Origin of the sequence: Pedobacter sp. Leaf194, assembly GCF_001423945.1 — a bacterium.
Lineage (GTDB): Bacteria > Bacteroidota > Bacteroidia > Sphingobacteriales > Sphingobacteriaceae > Pedobacter.
The window spans coordinates 1,058,421-1,080,393 of record NZ_LMPU01000001.1; the positions used below are offsets into that span (position 1 = coordinate 1,058,421).

The window sequence follows — 21,973 nt, forward strand, 5'->3', positions numbered from 1 at the left end:
AAATTAATAAATAAGATTGGACATAAAAAAACCTCCAACACAGGACGGATTATATCATCCGGGTGCAGGAGGCTCTAGCAACTTTAGTTAATATCGATGCCCTTAATATCTCTGACAACTGGTACCATATTTAAAGCTTCGCGAATCAATTTAATCTTACCATTTTCAGCGACAACTCTGCCCATATAATGTTGAGCATAATCTTTGCCATTTGAGGCAATAATAGCAGTGGCCTCATATTCACCGAAAGCCTGTTCAGGTGTATCAATATGAATCTGAATGTTTTTAAATTTAAAACCAGGGAATGTTTTTGGCAGATTGCCTAAAAATTTGTAAAGCACTTCACGACCTTCCCAACGTGCCGGTATACCTAAGCTAGCTAAATATGGCAATTCAAATACAGCGTCGTCGGCAAAAAGTTCAATCTGAAAATCAGGGTTTCCTATGTTCTCTAAATAGTCGAGTAATAATTCTTTTGCAGTTTTCATGTTTTTATTTTTAAAATTTTATATTGTTGTTAACACTACAAAAATGTTTAATCCTTTTATCAGAGCAATTGACATACAGCAAGAAATCATCTTGATTTAAATCAATTTGCTTATTCTTAACAATTATTATCGGCGGCAAGATTCCATGACTAGTTGAAATTGCTTTACCAGGTTCCGGCTACATTCAGGTATAAAAAAACCCGAACTGTTTAAATTCGGGTGGAATATCTGATAGAATAAACTTTAAGCCTGTTTGGCAAACTGAACATTTATCAGTAATTTAATGTCATCACCTACTACAATAGAACCTGATTCGGTGACGCCGTCCCAGGACAGGCCAAACTCCTTACGGTTTATTTTGCCTGTTATCTCAAAACCGGCTTTTGTATTTCCGTAAAGATCATCAGCAATACCACCCTGCTCCACAGCAAGTACTACGGGTTTGGTCACCTCTTTGATGGTTAGATTACCCACCAGCTTATAATTTTCCTCGTCTTTGGTGAATTCTGTTGAAGCAAAACTGATCTTCGGATACACATCGGCATTAAAAAAGTCTGCAGATTTAAGGTGGCCGTCGCGCTGTTCCTGGTTGGTGTCGATGCTGTTTACCTCTAAGCTGAACCAGATTTTTGCGTCTGTAAAATCTGTATTCTCAGTTTCCAGACTCCCTTCAAAAGATTTAAAAGATCCTGTAACGGTAGAAATTAACAGGTGTTTCACTTTGAATTGCACTTCTGAGTGCATTGGGTCTAATACCCATTTTGTTAATGTTGACATGATTCAAAAAATTAGGTTGTAAAAATTGATTTATTTTAGTTTATGTGTTGCCACTTGACATAGCAAAGATGGGCAGTCTCTTAGGCTGAGGGATTGATAAATCTTAAGAAATGACATTGACTTAAATCAATTAATCGTTCTGATAAATGCGGAAATTATGAAACAATATCATTTCGTATTCCAAAGGCATGCTATAGCTATATCATAAGCCTGAACCAGTAATTAGCTTAGTTAGGCAATACTTTAAAGTTTATCTGGTCAATGCCAGACAATTTTATCTTTTTATGAATTTTATCTATAATGTGTTAAGAAAAAAATCATAACAACATAATGATGTAAACAAGTAGTTGGGGCCGATTGGCTTGATTCATATAATGGAACGAGTTAAAGTATTTTATCTAATTGCCCGATATTTCGATGGCCGGTAGGATTAACAGTTCGTATACAGGAATTCCTTTAATATTTTCTACTCATGATCCAGAGATGCATTTGCGACTGATTTTTTATTGAATAAACTTATTTCACTATATTTAGTCCTTTTACTCAACCACAACAACAACCAGGCATTGATAGAGGTTTTTAAAACATATTTAAAAGGAAAAGGCAATTATACAGAAGAGGAACTGGAAAAGGTGGCCTCAGTTGCTGTTATTAAAAAAGTCAGGAAAAGACAATACCTTACACAGGAAGGCGACGTCGCCAAAAACCATGCGTTTGTAACAAAAGGATGTTTGCGAACCTATACAGTTGATGAAAAAGGAATAGAACATATCTTAAATTTTGCAATCGAGAACTGGTGGATCGGAGACCGCGAAAGTATTCAGACGGGTCATCCTTCGATTTACAATATTGATGCAATTGAGGATTCAGAAGTAGCGCTGATCAGCAAAGAAAAATTTGACAGGCTATGTATCGAAGTACCTGCTTTTAACGATATGATCAACAACATATTGCAAAAAAGTTTCCTTGTGGCTCAAAACAGGATTCATACATTTATAAGCCTTACCGCTGAAGAAAAATATTTAAGTTTTCTTGAAAAGTTCTCTCACCTGAATATGCGCGTTCCGCAGAGCATGATCGCCTCTTATCTGGGGATTACGGCAGAGACCTTAAGTCGTGTCAGAAAACAGATCGTAAAGCGCTAGTACCTCATATATTTATTGATAACACTTGATGTAAATCAATTGCTATTTTATTTTATGTCAATTTTCACATGGTTTCGATCACTCAATTTTGTCTCCAGAGATGAGCTTGCATCATAATACCATCAATTTAACGGCTAATCTCTGCTTAATTAAATTGAAATCATATGAAAAAGAATAAAACGATTAACCGGATTGCCGTAAAAACAGGCACTCCTGATGGAGAATTGTTTAAAACACTATTATCCGAAGGGCTTAAGTTAAGGAGAATCCCGGTCGAGCCGGGCCTCAACGTTTATAGTATGGAGGATGGTACAATAATGGAATTCTACGGACCTGGATCTAATTACCCTGATTATTTGTTTAAGTACACAAATGTGGTCGTAGGCTTTAACGTTGAAAATCTAACTGAAATGATATCAATCGTGCAAAATGAAGGTGCGCAACTATTGGGCAGTATTGAGACCGTATGTAATGCATTTATATATTGCCATGTTCTTTTGAGCAATAAAACAGTCATTGGCCTGTACCAGAATCTGGCTTTGGGAAAATAAACATACTAATAGATGCAGAAGGGCATTATTTATCCCCTGCATTGATATTTATCAACCAAATTTCTTGCCTTAAGTCATCGGGTCACTTTCCGGAGCGCATTAGGTTTGCTGTATGAAAACACAATTACCAAATCAGCAAAATGCAGAAAATTTCAAGGAAGTTTCTGTCCATTCTTTTTCAGCTAATAATGGCTTAAAAATCATTAAACCCGCTGAAGTTGTCATTTCCAAAACCAATGTTCTTGCTTACCGGTTATTTTTCATAGCTCTGGTTCTCGGGCTATTGATGAATATTGGTTACGCATTCGCCCAGGATCCGCTGTTGCCTCCCACAAATCTCGGACTTTCCAATGTTTATGACGGCTTTGCTGGAAAACCCGGCTGGGCATTTCAGAGCTATGTTCAGGCTTTTAATACCAAACGTTTCAGGGACGGATCCGGCAAGCGTATCTCCTCAGATTTGAAGGTCAATTCGGTGGCCTCATTAAACCAGTTGATTTATCTAACACCGGTAAAGCTGTTGGGCGGGAATCTGGGCTTCACAGTAATCATTCCCGTAGTTCAAATCAATTCATCTAACCTAAGCGGACCTGCGCCAACTGTCAATCCAAGGGTACTCGGGGACATTGTACAGGGAACGGCAGTCCAATGGTCTGATAAAAAATTGTTTGGAAAAGCTTTTTCACACCGTATCGAATTTGACGTAACCTTTCCTACCGGTGCTTATGACAGCAGGACAATGTAAATGCATCTTCACATCTATATACTTTGGGAATTTATCACGCCCTTACAATTTTCCTTAATAACAAAATTAGCATCAGCACCCGAAACCAGTTTAATTATAATACGCATATTATCGGCCAGTCTGATAAACCTGGCGCATATTATAATGGTAACTATTCTATCGACTATGCGCTGACTAAGGGATTAAAAATTGAGGCTGTTGGTTATTTTTTGACTCAGTTAAACCAGGACAGCCATTCCGGAAATACCCAATATTATGCTGATCAGTATGGAATTGGAAATACCAGGGAACGAGTTTTAGGAATCGGCCCGGGTTTGGCATATTTTACTCCTATTGGCGCACTTATCGAAGCTAAAATGTTTTTCGAAACAGGTGCCAGGAATCGTTTTGAAGGCAACAGGCCAACATTACGCGTCGTTATTCCGCTTTCGAAATAAAATTCCATAAATTTTCGATGATACCCTTGTTTCCAGAAGGCTTTATGCGTTTCGAAAATCAAAGCTTATCCCGCTAAATCCCCGTAATATAGTTTATGTCGCTTTGTAGACAGAAATTTTAAACTTAAGATATGCTGGATGGATTAACTCCAAAATGTTTTTTGAATACAAATGAGAAATGGGAGAGGTCTTCAAATCCCACCTCTGAATAAACATCAGTCGTTTTGAAGTTTTCTTCCTTCAGCAAATAATAGGCCTCATCTAATCTTTTTTGCTGCAACCATTTCGCCGGTGTCATAGCATACTCCTCGAAAAAGTCACGTTTGAAGGCCGAAATGCTTCTACCGGTAAGATAGGCAAACCGGGCAAGGCTTAGATTAAATCTGAAATTACGCTCCATAAATGCTTTCAGATTAATTTTTCCCGGCGTTTGAAAATTAAAAAGGATATCTTTTAGTTCGGGCTGAACCTTAAGCAGAACAATAAGTGCTTCCTTTAATTTTACTTTCATCAGCTCGCTGTTTCCGTCGCTGAAGAAAGGTAGTGAGTGCTGCAATGAATCTACAAAGTTTTGAAGAAGCGGATGTTTTTTTAGTTGAAACGAAGGCGGAACATAAGATGTTGTTTCCGCAATTAGATGGTGCTCGGAAGCGAAATCCCTTAAAGTTTGTTCGTCAAACTGTATTGATAGTGATTTAAAAGGATCATGCTCACCAGGCTGTTTAACAAATTTGGCTAAGCGGTTACGAACATTAAAACGAAAGTCACCTGGCTGAAAGGTAACTTTCTCACGCCCATCCTGAACAGTCAGGCTTCCGCTGATCTGGTATGCAAAAGCATGCCGGTTGACTATATCCTCTCCGTTTACAGATTTCTTATAGTAACAGGATACCAGTATCTGAGGATGTTCAAGTGCAGATATCATAATTTCAAATTTCGGAAATCAAAACCTAAAAGCCTATAATTATGGGCATTAAATCACTTTAAATTTTATAAGACTTTCTGCAGTTTCCCTGATGGTCGTCTCTTTAGGCCTCGGATTCCAGTTCAGTACAGATTTGGCTTTTGCATTTGATATTGTTTTTACGATTCCAAGCTGGGGGACAACAGCTTTCAATTCCGGTTTAAACCATGAGGAAAAAATTACCAGCCAGTTTGGTAGAACTTTGGAAGGAACCTTTTCAACAGGTAGATTTTTGTCATCTTTTAATATTTTCGCGACCTCAGGAAATGAAATGGTTCCGTCTGATGTTGCCAGAAATCTTTGCCCCGCTGCCGCCGGATCTTTCATTGCCCTGATGTGGATGTCCGCTACGTCCCGAACATCGACAACTCCAAAGGAGATCTTAGGTGTCCCTGGCATCTTTCCAGACAACAGCTGCGCAATCATTGATATAGAACTGCTGAAGGTTTTACCCAAAACCGGCCCGAATATGCCTACAGGATTGATGACCGCAAGTTCCGTTTCACCTGGATTGTTTTTTATAAAATCCCATGCCTCAAGTTCTGCCAATGTCTTGGATTTGATGTATGCTGGAAGTTTTATTGCTGTGTCTGTCCAGTCCGATTCGGTAAAAACATGATTTTTAGGATTGATGGAATAACCTATTGCTGCAAATGAAGAAGTTAGTACCACACGCTTTACCTTAGCCTGTTGGGCTGCACGCAACACTCTTAAAGCACCATCCCTTGCAGGAATGATTAACTCGTTTTCATCTTCAGGCTCTCCTGGAGGAAATGGTGAAGCCACATGAAGAACATAGTCGCATCCCTCCACAGCCTGTTCCCAACCCTCATCAGCAGTGAGATCAGCCGCAAAAAAAGTAAGGTTAGTGATGTTATCCGCCTTGCCAGCTAATAATGCTGCTTTTAAAGAATTTATCTTATTTAAAGAGCGGATAGTAGTTCTTACGGTATATCCTTCCCTAAGTAACTGTAAAATGCAGTAGCTGCCTACGAAACCGGATCCTCCGGTAACCAATACAGTTTCATTTTTGAATGTTTCCATTGTATTAAATTAATTAAGCAAATCTCCTTCTTTTTTGCATCTTATATTTTGTTGTAGCGTTCATTTTTGTTTGTTGTGAGGTTCTTCTTGTGATTATAGTTAAATGGAAAAATATACTACGGCGCATTGTTGGGTGTTTACATGTTTTTCCAATCCTGTTATTGATATATATCAATGTTCCTTTTTATCAAATATCAATTTTGGGGTGCCTTGTTGTGCGCAACTTTGGGTATTCAAAAACAAGAAAAGAATATGAAAAAGATAATTTTCATCACAGGAACAAGTACAGGATTTGGAAAATTGACTACCATAACCCTATCAAAAGCAGGTTATCACATTATTGCAGGTATGCGTGATGTTGCAGGAAAAAATGCGTCGCCCGCTCAGGAACTTGCGGCACTTCCCAACGTTGATGTTGTAGAAATTGATGTGACCGATGATGAGTCAGTCAAAAGCGCCTTCACTGGCGTGCTCGCCAAATACGGACAAATTGATGTCCTGATAAATAATGCAGCTGTAACAGGGTTTGGTCTTTTAGAAGCATATAGTATCGATCAGATCAAAAAAATGTTTGAAGTTAATTTCTACGGCGTTATCCGGACATATCAGGAGGTACTTCCTGCAATGCGTAAACAAAAGAAAGGTCTGATAATCAACATTACTTCAGGAGCAAGTGGTCACACTTTGCCATTTATGGTTCCCTATCTGGCTTCTAAATTCGGTGTGGAAACCATCTCTGAAGGCTTACAGGATGAACTGGCTGAATATAATATAGAAAATGTAACCATTCAGCCTGGTGTTTACCCTACTGAAATGACCAATGGTTCTAAGGCAGGCGTGCATTCGGATAAACCAGAAATAACAACCGCCTATGGTCAGGCCGCGACAGATAAATTCAATGCCATAGGAGGTGCCCTTTTTGGTAAAATGGCCCAATACAATATGGATCCTCAAACGATTGCCGAGGGAATACTTACCCTAGTGAACATGCAGGATGGAACCCGTCCGCTGCGTTTCCCTCTGGATGCCATCGCTGAAGGAACCGATAAGGAATTCATAGAGGCAAGAGCTGCCAATAAAGCTAAATGGGTAGCAAAATATACAGCATAACAAACCTTTGAGGTCCATAGGTAGCCATCCTATCGGACCTCTGATTGATAATTCTCAACCATAAAATCATTATGAAAAAGCTTATAATATTAACCATGGTACTAAATACTTCAGCGGCCATCGTTTCGGCCCAAAACGTAGATAAGATGGCTGATTTCGCGCAGCCGGAATTAGTGAAGCCCTTTACAATAAAAGTTTCTTCTTCAAGATTGGATTCGGTTATGGAGCGTGTTAAGAATGCACGGATTCCGAAACAAATGCCGGCTTCTGAAGGAGCTGAATCCAACTGGGAGACTGGTATGGATATGAAATGGCTTGCAGGACTTCAGGATTACTGGATTAATAAATATGACTGGCGCAAGCAGGAAAAATTGTTGAACAGCTACCCCCTTTACAAAGCGCGTGTTGAAGATATGGACATTCAGTTCTACTTTATAAAAGGCGAGGGTAAAAATCCACTGCCATTAGTCATCACACATGGATGGCCGGGATCCACTTTTGAATTTTTTGATGTTATTGATCCACTAACCCATCCGTCTAAATATGCCGGAAAAGCTGAGGACGCATTTACACTTATCATCCCTGCATTGCCAGGTTTTGGTTTTTCATCCATGCCCAGTAAACCCGTTAACGGTATAACAACTGCGCGTTTGTGGAATAAGCTTGTAACAGAGGTGATCGGGTACAAAAGCTATTATGCTCAGGGCGGTGACTGGGGAGCAGGGGCTACCATTCTACTGGGTCATAATTACCCGGAAACCGTAAAAGGAATACACCTGAATTTTTTTCCTGGTGTACCTGTTCCCGCCAAGGAACAAACAGCAGAGGAAAAAGCATATTTTAAGGCGGGGGAGGAGTTTAGGACCGCTGGTATGGACTACTGGCGTCTCCAGGCACGGAAACCGATGATGCCAGCAGTAGCCCTTAACGATAGTCCCTTAGGAACAGCAGCGTGGATAGCTGAAAAATTTTGGAGTTGGTCGGATAATAAAGGTAACCTTGATGCTGTAATATCAAAGGACCGTCTACTGACTGATATTATGCTTTACATCATTAATGATAATGGCATCGACGGCAGTTTCTGGTACTATCGTGGAGCAATGACTGAAATGAAATCCTCATGGCCAGGCTATGTTAGTGTTCCGACGATGATCTCAAAATATCCATATGATTTCGCTTTTACTAATGCACCTCTTTCAGTTGCTAAACGTGGATATAATGTAGTTCGTTTTAAAGAAATGCCAAAAGGGGGTCATTTTGCGGCAATGGAACAGCCACAGCTATATGTAGATGACCTTAGAGAAGCATTCAGGGATTTTCGAAAAAAATGATCTCCGGCATTTAAGATTAACTCTGATCCAGGCCTGAAAATTTGCAGGTGTTAAATTTTTAACTACCCTGTTAGTCGGAGTGGGTTTAGCAGACAGAAATCCTGGAACAATAAAAATAAAATCCACAATCACTTACACAATGAAAAACACCCAAAATTCAAGAACACTCATAATTGATCATCCATCAGATGATATGTCTACAACATCCTGGGGCGAACAGGCGAGGACCATTATTCCTCGTTCGAAAGCATTAGACAGGGTAATGTTGCAGGACTATAAAGCGCCAAAAAATTTTGGTCCGCCTGTTCACCTGCATCGCAATGAGGATGAAATTCTTATCCTCAAACAGGGAACCATAGTCGTATGGACACCACAAAAATCCGCGGTGGCAAAGGCTGGTGATACAATTATGTTGCCCAGGACCGTTCCTCATACATGGAGAGCATATGGCGACGAATCCGTACACATGACAGTAATCACTGCCCCCGGGGAATTTGAATCTTTTATCAGCGATATTGCTAAAGATAACCTCACTGTTGAAGATACGGCTAAACTGACGCAGATAGCTTATAATGCCGGTATGGATATTTTAGGGCCACCACTTAGCGATGATCAGGTAATGGCAATTATAAACGGGGAACAGTTAGACCTGTAATAAGCTAAGCATAAAATTATGTTCATATCGAACCTTAAAGCCGTAGTTATTAATAACTGCGGCTATTTTAATCTAAACCTGATTGTTATAAGGATTCCATGTTAGACTATAGGAGCAACTGCAGGCTGTAAAATAAGATTAATAGTTCGCTGTGACACCTGGTTAAATGATTTGAGTCAATCCGCTCAATTCTGCGAATCCTACTCCTTGTTGACTGATTTACAATACTGCTGAACCTGCTATAATTATTCTGCTCAGGCAAAAACCTCTTTTTTGCGCTCCGGCATTTTAATCAAAGGCTCGCCCAACAGTTTAGAACGCTTGAACTCAAGGGATAATTCCAGACCTTTTTTATTCTGGTACAACAGGCAACCGCCAAGTTGTTTGCTTAGTCCACTCATTAAAATTAAGCCAAGTGAATTAGGTTTCTTAAGGTCTATGTGTTCAGGCAGACCATTGCCGTTATCGGCGACTGTTAAATTTACCAGGTTCTCATTTTTGCTCAATACAATCCTGATTGAGGGCTGTCGGTCAGGCAGAGTTGCGTATTTAACGGCATTTGTCAGCGCTTCATTCAGTATCAGCCCAACCGGAACGGCTTGAGACACGTCGAGGGTTAACGGTATAAGTTCCAGTGTGAAATTAATAATCCCCTCGACACCAAAACTGCAAGAGGTAATCTCGACCAACTCACGGATATACTGAGCCATATCCACACCTATCATGTCTTCAGTCTGGTAAAGTCGTTGGTGAATTATTGATATCGAGTTGATCCGGTTCTTACTCTCCCGGATAAGCTCTTTTGCAAGCACATTGTCAGTAAAACCGGACTGGGAATTTAATAAGCTCACAACAATCTGTAAATTATTTTTTACCCGGTGGTGTACTTCCTTAACCAGCCATTCCCGTTCGGTTACCAGCTGTCTTAGAAACTCGTTCTGGGCATTGATCTCCTTTTTTTGGGCTTCCAGTTCACTTATGGCCCTACGCTTCAATCTGTAGCGGCTATAAATCATTACTGAAAGTCCCAGTAACATAGCTACAGCAAGCATAGAAAGGTTTCGTATTAAGGTTTGATTGCGTAAATCAGCATTTTTTAAATCTGCCTGCTTAGTCAGCATTTGAATGTCTTTTGCTTTAAGCGCAATATCACGATCTTTTTTTTCTGTCTCGAACTGCAACTGAAGGGCGGCGGTTTCCTTGTCATGATTTCGGTTGACCAATGAATCATTCAACCTTGTATAGGCCTGATGATGAAAAAAAGCCTCTTTGAACCTTTGTTGAAGCGAATCTGATTGATAAGCATATTGTTCCGCATGCGCCATAGCCATAAAGTTGCCGGTTTTTGCGTTAATCCCACGGTAGTTGTTTATAAGTGAATCTACCTTTTTATAGTTTTTCAAACTCATAAAAAGCTTTATACCCGCCTCACACATCAATTCCTGGATGATAACAGAATGTACAGCTGCTGAGCTGAGTTGCTGTGCGTTCCGATAGGCAAGAGAAGCGCTCTTAAGTTTGCCCATCGCCGTATAAATCCTCACCTGATCGATTTTGAAGAGTAACCTGATCTTCGGATCCTCGGGCCCTGCAGCCAGTGCTTTTTGAGTGAGTTCCAAAGCCCTGTCGTATTGCTTAAGATGAATATAGGTAACTGCGAGATTGGAGGTTAGCAGATCGGCCATACTATTCTGGCGATTATGCCTGGCATACATTACAGCTTTTTCCATTGCAGCGGTTGCTTTGGCATCCTGATTTAAATTATTATAGGCATAAGAAAGCCGGTTATAAATGGTGCATACGGTCATGCTGCTGTCCCGCAGCTCTTCTGCGGTGCGGACAGCCATCAATGTGTATTTCAGCCCTTCACGCCTGCGCTCCATTCTTGCAAGATCGTAGCCGATAAGATCATAAATATCGTGAAGTTGTTTGTAATGATTGGCTTTGTAAATCGCAAGTGATTCGAAAAGACAGGCAAGGGCAGCGGCATCTTTCCCACGGTTTAATCCATAAAGATCACCTAAATACTTCAACGCATCTGCTAGTTTGAGCGTGTTCGGATTACACTTTTTGAGATGGTTACAGGCCAGTTCGTAAAATTTAATCTTCGTCTTGAGATCAGCATCGTTTGATATCTCATAATAACTTGATTTCTCAAAGTACACTGAAGCCAGAGTTGCCGGATCGGTAATTTTGCTGGCTTGGGAAACGGCCAGATCAGCAAACTGGTTACCTGATTTTTGATCACCCTTTTCCCGTTTTATCTGTGCCTGAATGGTATACCCCCTAATGGTCTGAAGGAGCAGATTCTTCTCCCGGGATGTCTTAAGCGCCTCTGAGCAGTATTTTTGTGCTAAGAGTATATCTTCTTTGCTTTCCCCCGCTTTATCAATATAATGTTGTGCCAGCTCCAGATCTTTACTTGCTATTTTTGCCTTATCCCATAGTGCGGACCTTTCAACTAATAGTTTATGAGCGGCCTGGTCCTGAGTCTTTTGTGCATAGACAAAATTACTCTTAAGGATAATCCAGAAGAAAAATTTAAACGCGCAGCACTTTCTAAAGAAAGAAATCATCTGAATGCATGTATATCCCGGAAATAAATATCGCCATTTGCTTTCAAATATCATATTATGTTTTATTTAACGGGCTTTTTGAACCAGAGAACATCACTATTTTGACCAAAATCAAAAATAATCAAGAAGAAAATTGACGTATGAATATTTGTGTTAGTAATTTGTATTATAAAGCGATTTAAGATAGTTCTGAGAGGTAAATAAGTATTGGGGCGTGGTGCGGGATGGAGTTAATAGTTTATGCTGTGTACCTACCAGCGGCTCTGTTAGATGAGCTTGTTGGCTGGCAACTTATTATGTTGCCGATAGGATGATAGCTAAATTGACCATAAACAAATTATGCCAACATTCAACTTGACAAAAGTCAATACTGTTTTCTGTTTTAGATCAATATTCCCCTGCCAATTCATTGGCAACTTAGTGACGGAAGTTCAGAAGGATAAATGTACAGTGAAAAGCTGTCTCAGTTTAAACCCCGGGAAGTATCGATAAGAAAACATATTATACTAAATGGCAGACTAAAATCCCGGAGAGGATTGAACTTAAAAGAATTTTCACCAATTGGCAATTAATTGTTATCCCAACGATTTTGGTAACTTATTAGAAAAGAATTGTTTGAAGAACTGCTATAACTGGTTCTGCTCAAAATCAAATTTCATTAACGCCTCCAGGTGCAAAAAAATATAAAGCATGAACACTAAAACAGGCTTCTTATTCATCACAACATCCGGTGGACCTACCGGCATACCCGGCATAAAAATGTCTTCCGGAATATGTTTGATAAGTCGGCAATCAAACACTTATATCACTTCGGGCTTGCTACTGCTCTTTGCCTTATTGGTTCTTCTGTTATTCTGGAACTACCTCTTAAACAGGCTAAGAAGTACTGACAGGATAAATATTGAGTCATTGAAAACCGAGAATGAGAAATTAGGGTACAGCATCAAAAAATTAACGGAGAGAAACGAATATGTTGAATCTGAAATGCACCACCGGATAAAAAACAATCTTCAGATATTGAGCAGCCTGATTAATGGTCAATTATCTTTTGCCAATGATAAAAATGGTCTTGAGATTTTGTATCAAACCAAGTACCGCCTGTTTGCGCTTTCACTGGTACACCAGAAGTTGTTCCAGCATGCTTCTTCCGCGGTCATTGAGATGTCGTGCTGTATTAAGGAACTGGCTGACTTTCTTATTGATGAATTTAATTGCGGAAAACGTGTGCAATTTGAAATGAATCTCGTTTCTTTGAAAGTTGATCCTACAGTCGCAATTCCTTTCGCAATAATCATCAATGAGTTGATTACCAATTCGTTGAAATTTGCATTTCCGGGTGAACGAGAGGGTTTCGTAAAAATAACGTTGTCGTCTGAGGACAATTTAAATTACCGGCTTGTTTATTCCGATGACGGAATAGGACTGCCGAAAGGTTTTGATTTCTATTCCTCGAAAACCTTGGGAAAGACGCTGATTGCCGGCCTTTCCAAACAGATGAAGGGCCGGTTTGAAATCACACAGAAAGATGAGCTGGAAATTGCTATCGATTTTAAAGCTACAATAAAAAAATCCGGTCACTTTAGCGCCGGCCAGTAAAGCTATATTATTAGTATGAATGAGAAGCTATTAATTGTTGAGGATGAATTCATTGTGGCAAATGACTTATCCAGCATCATGGAAAATGCAGGATATGTCGTCTGCGCCACTGCTGATACCGTTGAGGCGGCTAAAGCTGCTATTGAACATGATAAGCCCGATTGGGTATTACTGGATATTTTTTTGCAGGATAACTCAATGGGAACTGAGCTGGCACCGTTTCTTCAGGAAAGGGGTATTGGATTCATTTACATTTCTGCGAATACCAATCAGGCTGTCCTTGAGGTTGCCAAAGCAACCCAGCCTTATGGATTTATAGTTAAGCCGTTTAGGGAAAAAGATCTGCTCATTATGCTTGACATTGCCCGCGACAAGCATGAAAGCAACAGGCAGTTCGCTTCACAGCGCGAAATGCTGTTTATGCAGGGTCTGAAATCACTAATGGAGGCGGAAATAGCTTATAAAGATAAACTTACCAGGATTCCAAACGTATTCCAGTCACTAATTCCATTTGACTATTTAGCCTACTGTTTTGAACCTTATGGAACAAAAAAACAAAGTTCAGGCAGTTTTTTTCGTACTGGTTTTAATGAATATCAGCTTTTTCCAATACCAGAGCCAAAGCAGCCCTGTGATTTTTTAGATCAGTATGACTACCGGGAAAATACACCTGAGTCCGCTGATGCCAGCGTAATCTTTGGAGGAGAAATGAGCGAATTTATCAAAGATTTAACAATTCAAGACAAAGGTTCAATATACGGACTGAATTCATTCCTGTATTTTGTTTGCCGAACTGACTTTGGGATCCTCAAAATGGAGTTCTTCAATAAGATAGAAAATGCATATGACCATACCCATAAATCATTACTATTAAAAGCGCAAAGCGCAGTGTGTAAACTCTTCAGCCAAATTTCCTCTGTTGAAGATCATAATGAATCAAAAGTGCTACGGCGGGCCTCAAGGATAGAGCCATTAAATGCAGACCCGAAATTTAAAGGAATTTACGGGAAGAGCGCAGCTTTGTTGCACGTGCTGGATAGTCTTGAAATGGTGGCTGATACACCGGTTCCGGTACTTATTTTAGGCGAGAGCGGTACGGGTAAAGAAATGGTGGCCCGAAACCTCCATCTGCTTTCCTCACGAAAAGATGCGCCTTTCGTAACTGTAAACTGTGCGGCCATACCAGCCGACCTGATAGAATCGGAGCTTTTCGGGCATGAAAAGGGCGCTTTTACCGGAGCACTCGAAAAACGAATCGGAAAATTCGAAGCCGCCCACAATGGCACCATTTTTCTTGATGAAGTAGGCGAACTGGGATTAGATTCGCAGGTAAAGTTGCTAAGAGTACTTCAGGAAAAGCAATTTGAACGTATTGGCAGCAGCCGCACGATTAAGGTTGATTTTCGCTTGGTCGCTGCAACAAATCGTAACCTTGAAAAAGAAGTAGCAGAAGGACGTTTTCGGCTGGACCTTTTCTATCGACTGAATGTTTACCCAATTACACTACCACCTTTAAGGGACAGGAAGGAAGATATAGAATTACTCTCGAGACACTTCCTTGCCAATAGTGCGCTCAAGCTCAATCGCATCGAAATACCGGATCTTAGCCGCAGCGCCTTAAGACAGCTCTCGGAATATCACTGGCCCGGCAACATTAGGGAACTGGAACATCTGATGGAAAGGACGCTTATCAGAACGCGAAGTACCGCAATTGAATCTGTTGAGATTCCTGCTGTAGCTTCACACACTGTAAATCCGACAGATGTTCCCGCCAAACATAAAACCCTGGAACAGATTGAGGGCGAATACATCCTTTCAGTACTTAAGAAGTGCAAAGGGAAAATTACCGGCAATGGCGGTGCAGCAGAAATATTGGGATTACCGCCAAGTACACTTACATCGAAAATGAAAAAACTTGGCATCAGAAAAGATCTTTATCTTGATCACTAAAGCTTAGGGATGAAATTGATTAAACATTTTCAAATACACCAAATACTGCCTTGCCATTAATGGCCAGGTGGCAAAATCTGTAACCGGAAGTCCCTCTTTGAATTGGTGACAAGGTCTTTGCACCTGTCCGCTCCAGTTCGGAAACGGTGGTCTCAATATCTGAAACCCTGTAACTTACTACCGAATCGGATCCTGAAAACAGATATTCGGGATAAACCGATCCAGGTCCGAAAAGTTCGATCGTCGTTCCGTCAGCCTGTAAGTAGACAACCAATCCGTGATCTGCCAGAAGTTTTCTGTACCCGACCGCTTTTTCTGCCAGGGTGGTGTAAACAAGTAATTCCTTTTCGTTTACCCGAAGTGAAATTTTCTTTATTCCGTACGCGTTTTTCATTCTTACAAAAATGCCATTGAGCAAATTATTAGCGATTGACTTCGGATAAGAATTTGAATTGATAAATGTCAAGGCCTCCTTTGATTATTGGAACTCTGATGAAAGGTCGGTTCAACTATGAGACGTTGCAGTCCAGGTATCTTTACGAATTACCACGGCGTGCTAAAGTGTTTAAACAGGAAGTGGACTCCTGTAAATCAATTACAGCTTTACACGCACTTCCTGCTATAGACAAACTGACGAGATAGATTATCTTATAAATCGGCTTTAAAGCGGAACTTCAATGGCCAGAATTCTGGCATGAGCGGTAATTTCTAAGCGAATGTTCTTCAAGTGCCTTACAGCTAGCGCATCGCCCGACCTTAGTGTGTGGCCTGCGGTTTTTCCTTCACCGCTAATCATAAAAGGTAAACCCCGTTTTCTTCTGCGTTCACAACATAATCGGCCATTCTCCCAGGCTCGAAATTACCCAAACTTAAATGAACTGCCTGATAAACCCAAAGCCCTTCTTCTTTGGGGCCCGGGCCAACCAGCTCTTCAAAGGAATTGACGCGCTCTGATGTAACGGTCTTTTGCTGATATCTGGGAACTACATTCATTCTTTCCGGTCGGATCCAGATCTGTAAAAATTCCAGTTCTTCCCGGCTATTGTTGAATTCACTATGGTAAATTCCACTGCCTGCACTCATGACCTGTATATCTCCTAAACTGATTTTTGTAGCATTACCAGTGCTGTCCGTGTGTGTGATGGTGCCGGATAGGGGAATAGAAATAATTTCCATATTTCGGTGTCCATGCAAACCAAAACCTGCATCTGGTTGAACAGTATCTTGATTTAGAACGATTAATGGTCCAAATGCCGCTCTGAGGGGATCAGATGAAGGTTCAAAATTAAAGGAATGATAGCCGTTAAGCCAGCCTGTATTTGTATTTCCCCTTGTCGATGCGGGTAGATAAGTTATGTTTTTCATTATTTTCGAAGATCTAATAAGCTTTTCATAAATCATTTCATATAGTTAGCTAACTATATGAAAATTAATTTAGGCAAAAGTGGAGAGATCTCTGAGACTGAACGTTGATGTGGAATAAGAAAAGTACTTGACATACATCAATTTGGTTCCTGTGGAATACGTGATCCAGAAATTTCTTTAAACCTGAGGATACAAATAACTGACTTTCTAAAATGTATCAGGACGATGTAAACGACTTCTGCGGGATTTGGAGCCAACTGTTTTCAGAATGGAGCTTCTGTTTAGGCTTATGTACTTAAAAAATATCATACAGGAACCGGGGTGAAGCACAAACTGGCAAGAACCGAGGTATGCTTGGCAGGAGTCTTCACCCCGATAACCTTAAATAAATTTTTGTAGTCCTTTGATTACTTTTTCCCGCCGGCTTTTTGAAGCTCGAACTCCCATTGCAACGAAGTACCTAATGAACCTTCGTGCTGGAACATTATCGGAATAATACCCGCAGCTGTTTCTCCGCGAGCCCAGTCACGCTGCAGTTCAGCCTGAAAAACAATAGTTGTAATAGGGACTACGCCAGCCTGCACCATACGTTGTATCGCGACCTCATGCGCTTCTGTCGATACACCACCAGAGGCATCAGTGATAACATATACTTCATAACCTTCACCTAAGGCCTGAATGGCTGGCATAGCCACACAAACCTCGGTCCACAGACCTGCAATGACGATCTTCTTTTTACCGGATTTTTTTACCCAACCCGAAATGCGATCGTCCTGCCATGCATTAATAAACGTGCGGTCAATCGGCTTTTGATCAGGAAGAACATCCTGAATTCCTTGTGCGATCTTACCGCCACGATCCGCAATGACTGTGGTCAGCAAGGTAGGAACTTTGAATACTTTAGCGGTTTTTGCCAACATAATGGAGTTGTTCAGAATCGCTTGTGTATTGTGACTACCAATAGTTGCGAACTGAAACGGCTGATGGTCTATCAACAGTAGAACACAATTTTCGGGAGTCAACAAAGCTCCAAGTCCTTGCTTGGGATTGGTTTGCGCTTTTAAAGATATACCTGAGAATAAGATCAGGACTGCAACGCAAATTGAACTGGCCGACTTCATCAAGGCGGCGGTTCCTAAAGAGTTTGATTTTGTTTTCATATACTTATTTTGATGAACGCAAATTGAGAAGAACATAAATGTTCTGCGTTGATTTCAAACAAGAAATGTAATTGACCAAATACAACTTAAACTCTTGATCTATTCTAAAAACAATCAATTTATACAACGGACACTTAACCAATTCTTATTCCCATATTAATCTGGTATTTCACTTGCCATCGCGATATCTTCTTGTGCCTCAAGCGCTTCTAACCGGGTCTTAAGAGCCTCCCTCATATGCTGATATGCATCTGCTCCCAGTGCCAGTCGTCTTGGTGGCGACTCTAAATTAACAATATCGATCATGGCCTGGCTGGACAAATCTACATCTCCCCGAATCTTAAAGTTTCCGGCTGCTATCATCCTGCGCATCTCTCCAACAATCGTTTGATCATAAGCATTGTGGATTGGTGAATCTACTATTCCGGCTCCGAATGATGTTTTATGGGCCCCTAGTTCAATAATTGTAATATGGATATTAAATGCCGCTACCTCAAATGCTAAAGTATCGCAGAAGCCTTCGATAGCCCACTTGCTTGAATTATAATAACTGTACGCCGGATAAACTGTCTGACCGGCAGAAGATGATAGTTGTAAGATATTTCCACCCCCCTGTGCACGTAAATGAGGTAGGGCGGAGCGTATAACACGGATAGAGCCAAAAAGATTTGTTTCAAACTGATGGCTAATCTGTTCATCGGTTGACTCTTCTGCTGCACCAAACAGCGCATAACCAGCGTTGTTTACAATAACATCAATTCTTCCCAGCTCGCTAAATGCTAAATTAACGACCTCTTTTACAGCTACCGGATCTGTAACATCCAATGTGAAAACCAATAAGCGTTCGCGATATTTTTGTTTGAGTTCGTCAAGTGCGCCGGGCTTTCTAATTGTCGCTGCGACCCTATGACCTTGAGCTAATAATTTTTCTGTAAGCATTCGCCCCATACCGGTAGAAGTGCCGGTGATAAACCATGTTTTCATATGAAATAATTTAATTTTTTTAATCTATCCGGCAAAAATAGAAGTGTTCTAAAGTTGATGCTAACAAGATTCAACCCGGAACTGTTATAAATCAAATCTGTCGTAAACTTGAAGGCGTTAACTGGGTGTGCTTATGAAAAAACTGAGCAAAATGTGTCGGCTCTTCAAAGCCCAGCCGATAACTAATCTGGCTTATAGAATCGTCGGAATATAATAATAATGCCCGTGCCTGCTGAATGGTACGTTCAGCTATCAGTTGCGTTGTTGTTTTACCTGTTGTCGTCTTTAATGTTCGATTCAGGTAATTCACGTGAATACCAATCTGATCAGCAAAGTCTCTGGCTGTTCTGAATCGTTCGTTTCTACTGAGTCCCGCCGGGAATTGTTCAGATAAGATTGCGTAAAATGCTTCTGTAATACGCCCTGAAGGGGAATTGATAATACGGGGTGATGCTGGACAAAGTTTAAGTGCAAGGTGAATACATTCTAACAGGTAGATAAAAATCAGGTTATATTTACTAGCATAGGTTGACGACTGCTCTTGAATTATTTTTTCGAAAACCGATTTAAATATGCTTGTCTGATCCTGGTCGAGATGAAAAAAACATTGCCCGTTCGAATCAAATACAGACCAGTCCGCAGGACGCAGATAGGTATGTAACGGCAGAAAGTCGTCAGCAAAAATACAACTAAAACCTTCACACGCCCCACTATGGATTTCCCAACGATAGGGGACATCACGATTCGTAAACACTAAGGAACAATGGCCCGGCGCAATTGATTCCTGTCTGTCACCATAAAAATAGGTAGCGTGCCCGGAGATTAGAACAATTTTATAAAAATCTCTTCTCGAATGAATCATCGCAGAAGTAGTTCTTCCCTTATGAAAATTAACTATAGGAAAAGCAGAAAAGAATTTACTATTTATATCATTATTATGGTGAGAAAGATTTGCTAACGGGCAATTAGATAATATTTGTTGCGGTATCACAAGACAGATTTAAATGAGTAAAAGAAATATGGAACCAGGATTTTTTAATTATTTTCTTATTTATATCAGTATTTGCGCTGTTTAAATGTCCGGTAAGCATGGAACAGGGAAGAAATAACTTTAAGTAGTCTCATGATGTATTGAATTGCTGATTTTAAGATATCGTGTTTAATCTGAGCGTTATATTTTGCTTTTTCTGATCCTGCATAATGTCTCCGCTTTTACACCGAGATAGCACGCTATCATGTGTTGTGAAAAACGCTGTGCGTAGTTCGGACAGGATTTCATCAGGTTATAATAACGCTCCTGAATGGTCATACTCAGAGCCGCATTGATTCTATTCTGGTTATAGATGAGCTGCTGGATCTGATAATTTGAGAACATCATAGCCACCGCAGGTACAGTTGATATCAAAAATTCCATCTGTGTATTGTTCATTATCAGCAACTCTGTATTCTCCATCGCTTCAATATGGTACAGTGAGGCTGTCCCGGCTTTGAAACTCTGCTGGTCGCCGACCCACGAATGCTCCAGGCCGAAAGCTACTATAGATTCCTGCCCACGATCATTAATCGAAAACATGCGTGTCGATCCTTTTATGATGAATCCTGTATACCTGCATACATCACCTTCCTGAAGAAAATATTGTCGCTTTCTTAGTTTTTTAAATTTTACGCATCCCGCAAGGATGGTTTTTTCCTCATCTGATAGCGCTAGGCCCGATACCCTCGTTATGTATTTAAACAGTTCCCAGTGAGCTGGTCCTGTTAAAGTTCTTACAGCAGGTTCATCTTTTCCAGATAATTCATTTCCGTTTTGCAAATGCGATACCTGCGCTGTGCTTGAAATTGTGATTCTGTCAGTGTACATAAGATGTTTATATTATTTAAACACACTATGCTAAAAGAATACCATTTTATAAAATAGTTGATTATCAGTTACTTATGATTTTAAACAAAATAAGTCTCGGGATATCGGTATTAGTAGGACTAATTGCCGAAATATCGTGACTTCATTACTCTGGTGGATGCTTTTCTCGCTGATCTAATTTGTCCATATCAATTCTTCGAAATTAATAAGACCTGCAACTATCTTTTGCAGGTCTCATGTTAATTTGCTCCTCGCTTGTTGACAAATTGCACAGGTTCAACAGAATTAGGACCGATGAACAACTGCCCTCTGCTCAAACTACTGTTTTATCAGGTTTAGTGATGCTAAAGGCCCTTTAGCTTGTTGCAATAAGCCTCCTATAGACAGTGGCCCCAAATCAACAGGAGCAAAACCAAAAGTTTCAATCAGAGCTGAAATTTCCTGATTAGCCTCCTTATCATCCCCGGAAAGAAAGATGACCCGTTTTCCACCATTTTGCTGAGGATCCTGCTCAAGTATTTTATAAAAAAGGGTATTAAAAGCCTTAACTACACGGGCATCAGGTAAGTGGTCCGCAACAACAGCACTTGAAGCCCCGCCGTCAAGCTCTGCGACCTGAAAGTCCGCACTTATGAAATGATTTGTAGCGTCTACAACTATGCGATTCTCCCATGAACCAATTTCCGCTCCCAATTCAGGAACTTTTAGCCATGGCAGGGCTAGAAAAACAACATCAGCTTCTGCGGCCTTACTAACCGAGGCTGCTGTTGCGCCATCGCCTATCTGGGATACCACTCCTTTTAGTTTTTCCTGATCAGTGTTACTTAATAACACTTCATTACCTGATTCGATCAGGAATTTTGCAATTGTCTGTGCAATATGACCCGCACCTATTATTCCAAATGTCTTTTTCATGATTTATTGTTTTAATACAAATTTGCAATGGTTTTATGCTCCTCACATTGACGTAAATCAAATAAAACCTTTGATAAATATCAATGGATCTTTATTTTAGATGGCTTTCACATACAAAACGAATGGCATTGTGACCTGGAACCAAATTAGCTGTAATGAAGTATACAGCTGAACCAAGAAGATGATGATATAACAGCTTTAAATTGCCGGTTAATATTTTATTATTGTTTAGAACAAAAAAAGGCATACTGGAATTAAGGTCCCGGTATGCCTTTTTAAATAAATTTATTCAGCAGTTACACTTTCTTTACCGACCAGG

General features: G+C 40.3%; 20 protein-coding genes and 1 pseudogene. 8 read left to right on the top strand and 13 right to left on the bottom strand.

From position 1 onward, the window contains the following. Window positions 1-83: 83 nt before the first annotated feature. On the bottom strand, window positions 84-488 hold the full coding sequence (locus ASG14_RS04830) for a nuclear transport factor 2 family protein (RefSeq protein ID WP_056869868.1): 405 nt from the start codon (window positions 486-488) through the stop codon (window positions 84-86). 243 nt (window positions 489-731) lie between these two features. Then, a complete protein-coding gene (locus ASG14_RS04835; RefSeq protein WP_056869869.1) occupies window positions 732-1,265 on the bottom strand; it encodes a YceI family protein in 534 nt (177 codons plus the stop codon). A gap of 506 nt (window positions 1,266-1,771) precedes the next feature. Here ASG14_RS04835 and ASG14_RS04840 point away from each other — a divergent pair. The 3 genes and pseudogenes from ASG14_RS04840 (at window position 1,772) to ASG14_RS20670 (ending at window position 4,143) form a co-directional block, all read left to right on the top strand. Then, window positions 1,772-2,410, top strand: coding sequence for a Crp/Fnr family transcriptional regulator (locus ASG14_RS04840; RefSeq protein ID WP_235528520.1), 639 nt, complete (start codon window positions 1,772-1,774; stop codon window positions 2,408-2,410). Between the two features lie 164 nt (window positions 2,411-2,574). Continuing rightward, window positions 2,575-2,961 carry a hypothetical protein gene (locus ASG14_RS04845; protein ID WP_056869870.1) on the top strand — a complete coding sequence of 129 codons (387 nt, stop codon included), beginning with the start codon at window positions 2,575-2,577 and terminating at the stop codon, window positions 2,959-2,961. Between the two features lie 286 nt (window positions 2,962-3,247). Continuing rightward, window positions 3,248-4,143: pseudogene (locus ASG14_RS20670) on the top strand (transporter). A gap of 124 nt (window positions 4,144-4,267) precedes the next feature. Here the strand turns inward: ASG14_RS20670 and ASG14_RS04860 are convergent. Both ASG14_RS04860 and ASG14_RS04865 read right to left on the bottom strand, forming a co-directional pair. Then, complete coding sequence (locus tag ASG14_RS04860; RefSeq protein WP_056869873.1) at window positions 4,268-5,068, bottom strand: AraC family transcriptional regulator; 801 nt, start codon at window positions 5,066-5,068, stop codon at window positions 4,268-4,270. Between the two features lie 48 nt (window positions 5,069-5,116). Next, on the bottom strand, window positions 5,117-6,151 hold the full coding sequence (locus ASG14_RS04865) for an aldehyde reductase (RefSeq protein WP_056869874.1): 1,035 nt from the start codon (window positions 6,149-6,151) through the stop codon (window positions 5,117-5,119). A gap of 252 nt (window positions 6,152-6,403) precedes the next feature. Here ASG14_RS04865 and ASG14_RS04870 point away from each other — a divergent pair, with 252 nt between their 5' ends. From ASG14_RS04870 to ASG14_RS04880, 3 genes are all read left to right on the top strand, one after another. Next, a complete protein-coding gene (locus ASG14_RS04870) occupies window positions 6,404-7,261 on the top strand; it encodes an SDR family oxidoreductase (protein ID WP_056870246.1) in 858 nt (285 codons plus the stop codon). Between the two features lie 71 nt (window positions 7,262-7,332). Continuing rightward, window positions 7,333-8,592 (top strand): epoxide hydrolase family protein, encoded by a 1,260-nt coding sequence (locus ASG14_RS04875; RefSeq protein ID WP_082491339.1) that lies wholly within the window; start codon window positions 7,333-7,335, stop codon window positions 8,590-8,592. Between the two features lie 139 nt (window positions 8,593-8,731). Further along, window positions 8,732-9,247: a cupin domain-containing protein gene (locus tag ASG14_RS04880; protein WP_157274835.1), complete on the top strand. Its 516-nt coding sequence runs from the start codon at window positions 8,732-8,734 to the stop codon at window positions 9,245-9,247. A gap of 254 nt (window positions 9,248-9,501) precedes the next feature. On the opposite strand, the gene ASG14_RS04885 is transcribed toward ASG14_RS04880, so the two are convergent. Then, window positions 9,502-11,823, bottom strand: coding sequence for a sensor histidine kinase (locus tag ASG14_RS04885; protein ID WP_056869876.1), 2,322 nt, complete (start codon window positions 11,821-11,823; stop codon window positions 9,502-9,504). A gap of 690 nt (window positions 11,824-12,513) precedes the next feature. Here ASG14_RS04885 and ASG14_RS04890 point away from each other — a divergent pair. Together ASG14_RS04890 and ASG14_RS04895 are read left to right on the top strand one after the other, a co-directional pair. Continuing rightward, window positions 12,514-13,419 carry a sensor histidine kinase gene (locus ASG14_RS04890; protein WP_082491343.1) on the top strand — a complete coding sequence of 302 codons (906 nt, stop codon included), beginning with the start codon at window positions 12,514-12,516 and terminating at the stop codon, window positions 13,417-13,419. Between the two features lie 15 nt (window positions 13,420-13,434). Next, window positions 13,435-15,369 (top strand): sigma 54-interacting transcriptional regulator, encoded by a 1,935-nt coding sequence (locus ASG14_RS04895; protein ID WP_056869878.1) that lies wholly within the window; start codon window positions 13,435-13,437, stop codon window positions 15,367-15,369. Window positions 15,370-15,388: 19 nt separating this feature from the next. On the opposite strand, the gene ASG14_RS04900 is transcribed toward ASG14_RS04895, so the two are convergent. From ASG14_RS04900 to ASG14_RS04930, 8 genes are all read right to left on the bottom strand, one after another. Beyond that, on the bottom strand, window positions 15,389-15,763 hold the full coding sequence (locus ASG14_RS04900) for a VOC family protein (RefSeq protein ID WP_056869879.1): 375 nt from the start codon (window positions 15,761-15,763) through the stop codon (window positions 15,389-15,391). 267 nt (window positions 15,764-16,030) lie between these two features. After that, on the bottom strand, window positions 16,031-16,165 hold the full coding sequence (locus ASG14_RS20375; protein WP_162238705.1) for a hypothetical protein: 135 nt from the start codon (window positions 16,163-16,165) through the stop codon (window positions 16,031-16,033). Next, window positions 16,162-16,734 carry a pirin-like bicupin family protein gene (locus ASG14_RS04905; protein ID WP_162238706.1) on the bottom strand — a complete coding sequence of 191 codons (573 nt, stop codon included), beginning with the start codon at window positions 16,732-16,734 and terminating at the stop codon, window positions 16,162-16,164. The genes ASG14_RS20375 and ASG14_RS04905 overlap by 4 nt, the downstream gene beginning before the upstream one ends. Window positions 16,735-17,141: 407 nt before the next feature. Further along, the gene (locus tag ASG14_RS04910; protein ID WP_235528521.1) at window positions 17,142-17,894 is read right to left on the bottom strand and encodes a hydrolase; all 753 of its coding nucleotides are present in this window, start codon (window positions 17,892-17,894) and stop codon (window positions 17,142-17,144) included. Between the two features lie 156 nt (window positions 17,895-18,050). After that, window positions 18,051-18,878 carry an SDR family oxidoreductase gene (locus tag ASG14_RS04915; RefSeq protein WP_056869881.1) on the bottom strand — a complete coding sequence of 276 codons (828 nt, stop codon included), beginning with the start codon at window positions 18,876-18,878 and terminating at the stop codon, window positions 18,051-18,053. Between the two features lie 91 nt (window positions 18,879-18,969). Next, on the bottom strand, window positions 18,970-19,869 hold the full coding sequence (locus ASG14_RS04920; protein ID WP_157274836.1) for an AraC family transcriptional regulator: 900 nt from the start codon (window positions 19,867-19,869) through the stop codon (window positions 18,970-18,972). Between the two features lie 180 nt (window positions 19,870-20,049). Further along, window positions 20,050-20,739: a Crp/Fnr family transcriptional regulator gene (locus ASG14_RS04925; RefSeq protein ID WP_082491345.1), complete on the bottom strand. Its 690-nt coding sequence runs from the start codon at window positions 20,737-20,739 to the stop codon at window positions 20,050-20,052. Window positions 20,740-21,057: 318 nt separating this feature from the next. Continuing rightward, complete coding sequence (locus ASG14_RS04930; protein ID WP_056869883.1) at window positions 21,058-21,654, bottom strand: NADPH-dependent F420 reductase; 597 nt, start codon at window positions 21,652-21,654, stop codon at window positions 21,058-21,060. Window positions 21,655-21,973: the final 319 nt, after the last annotated feature.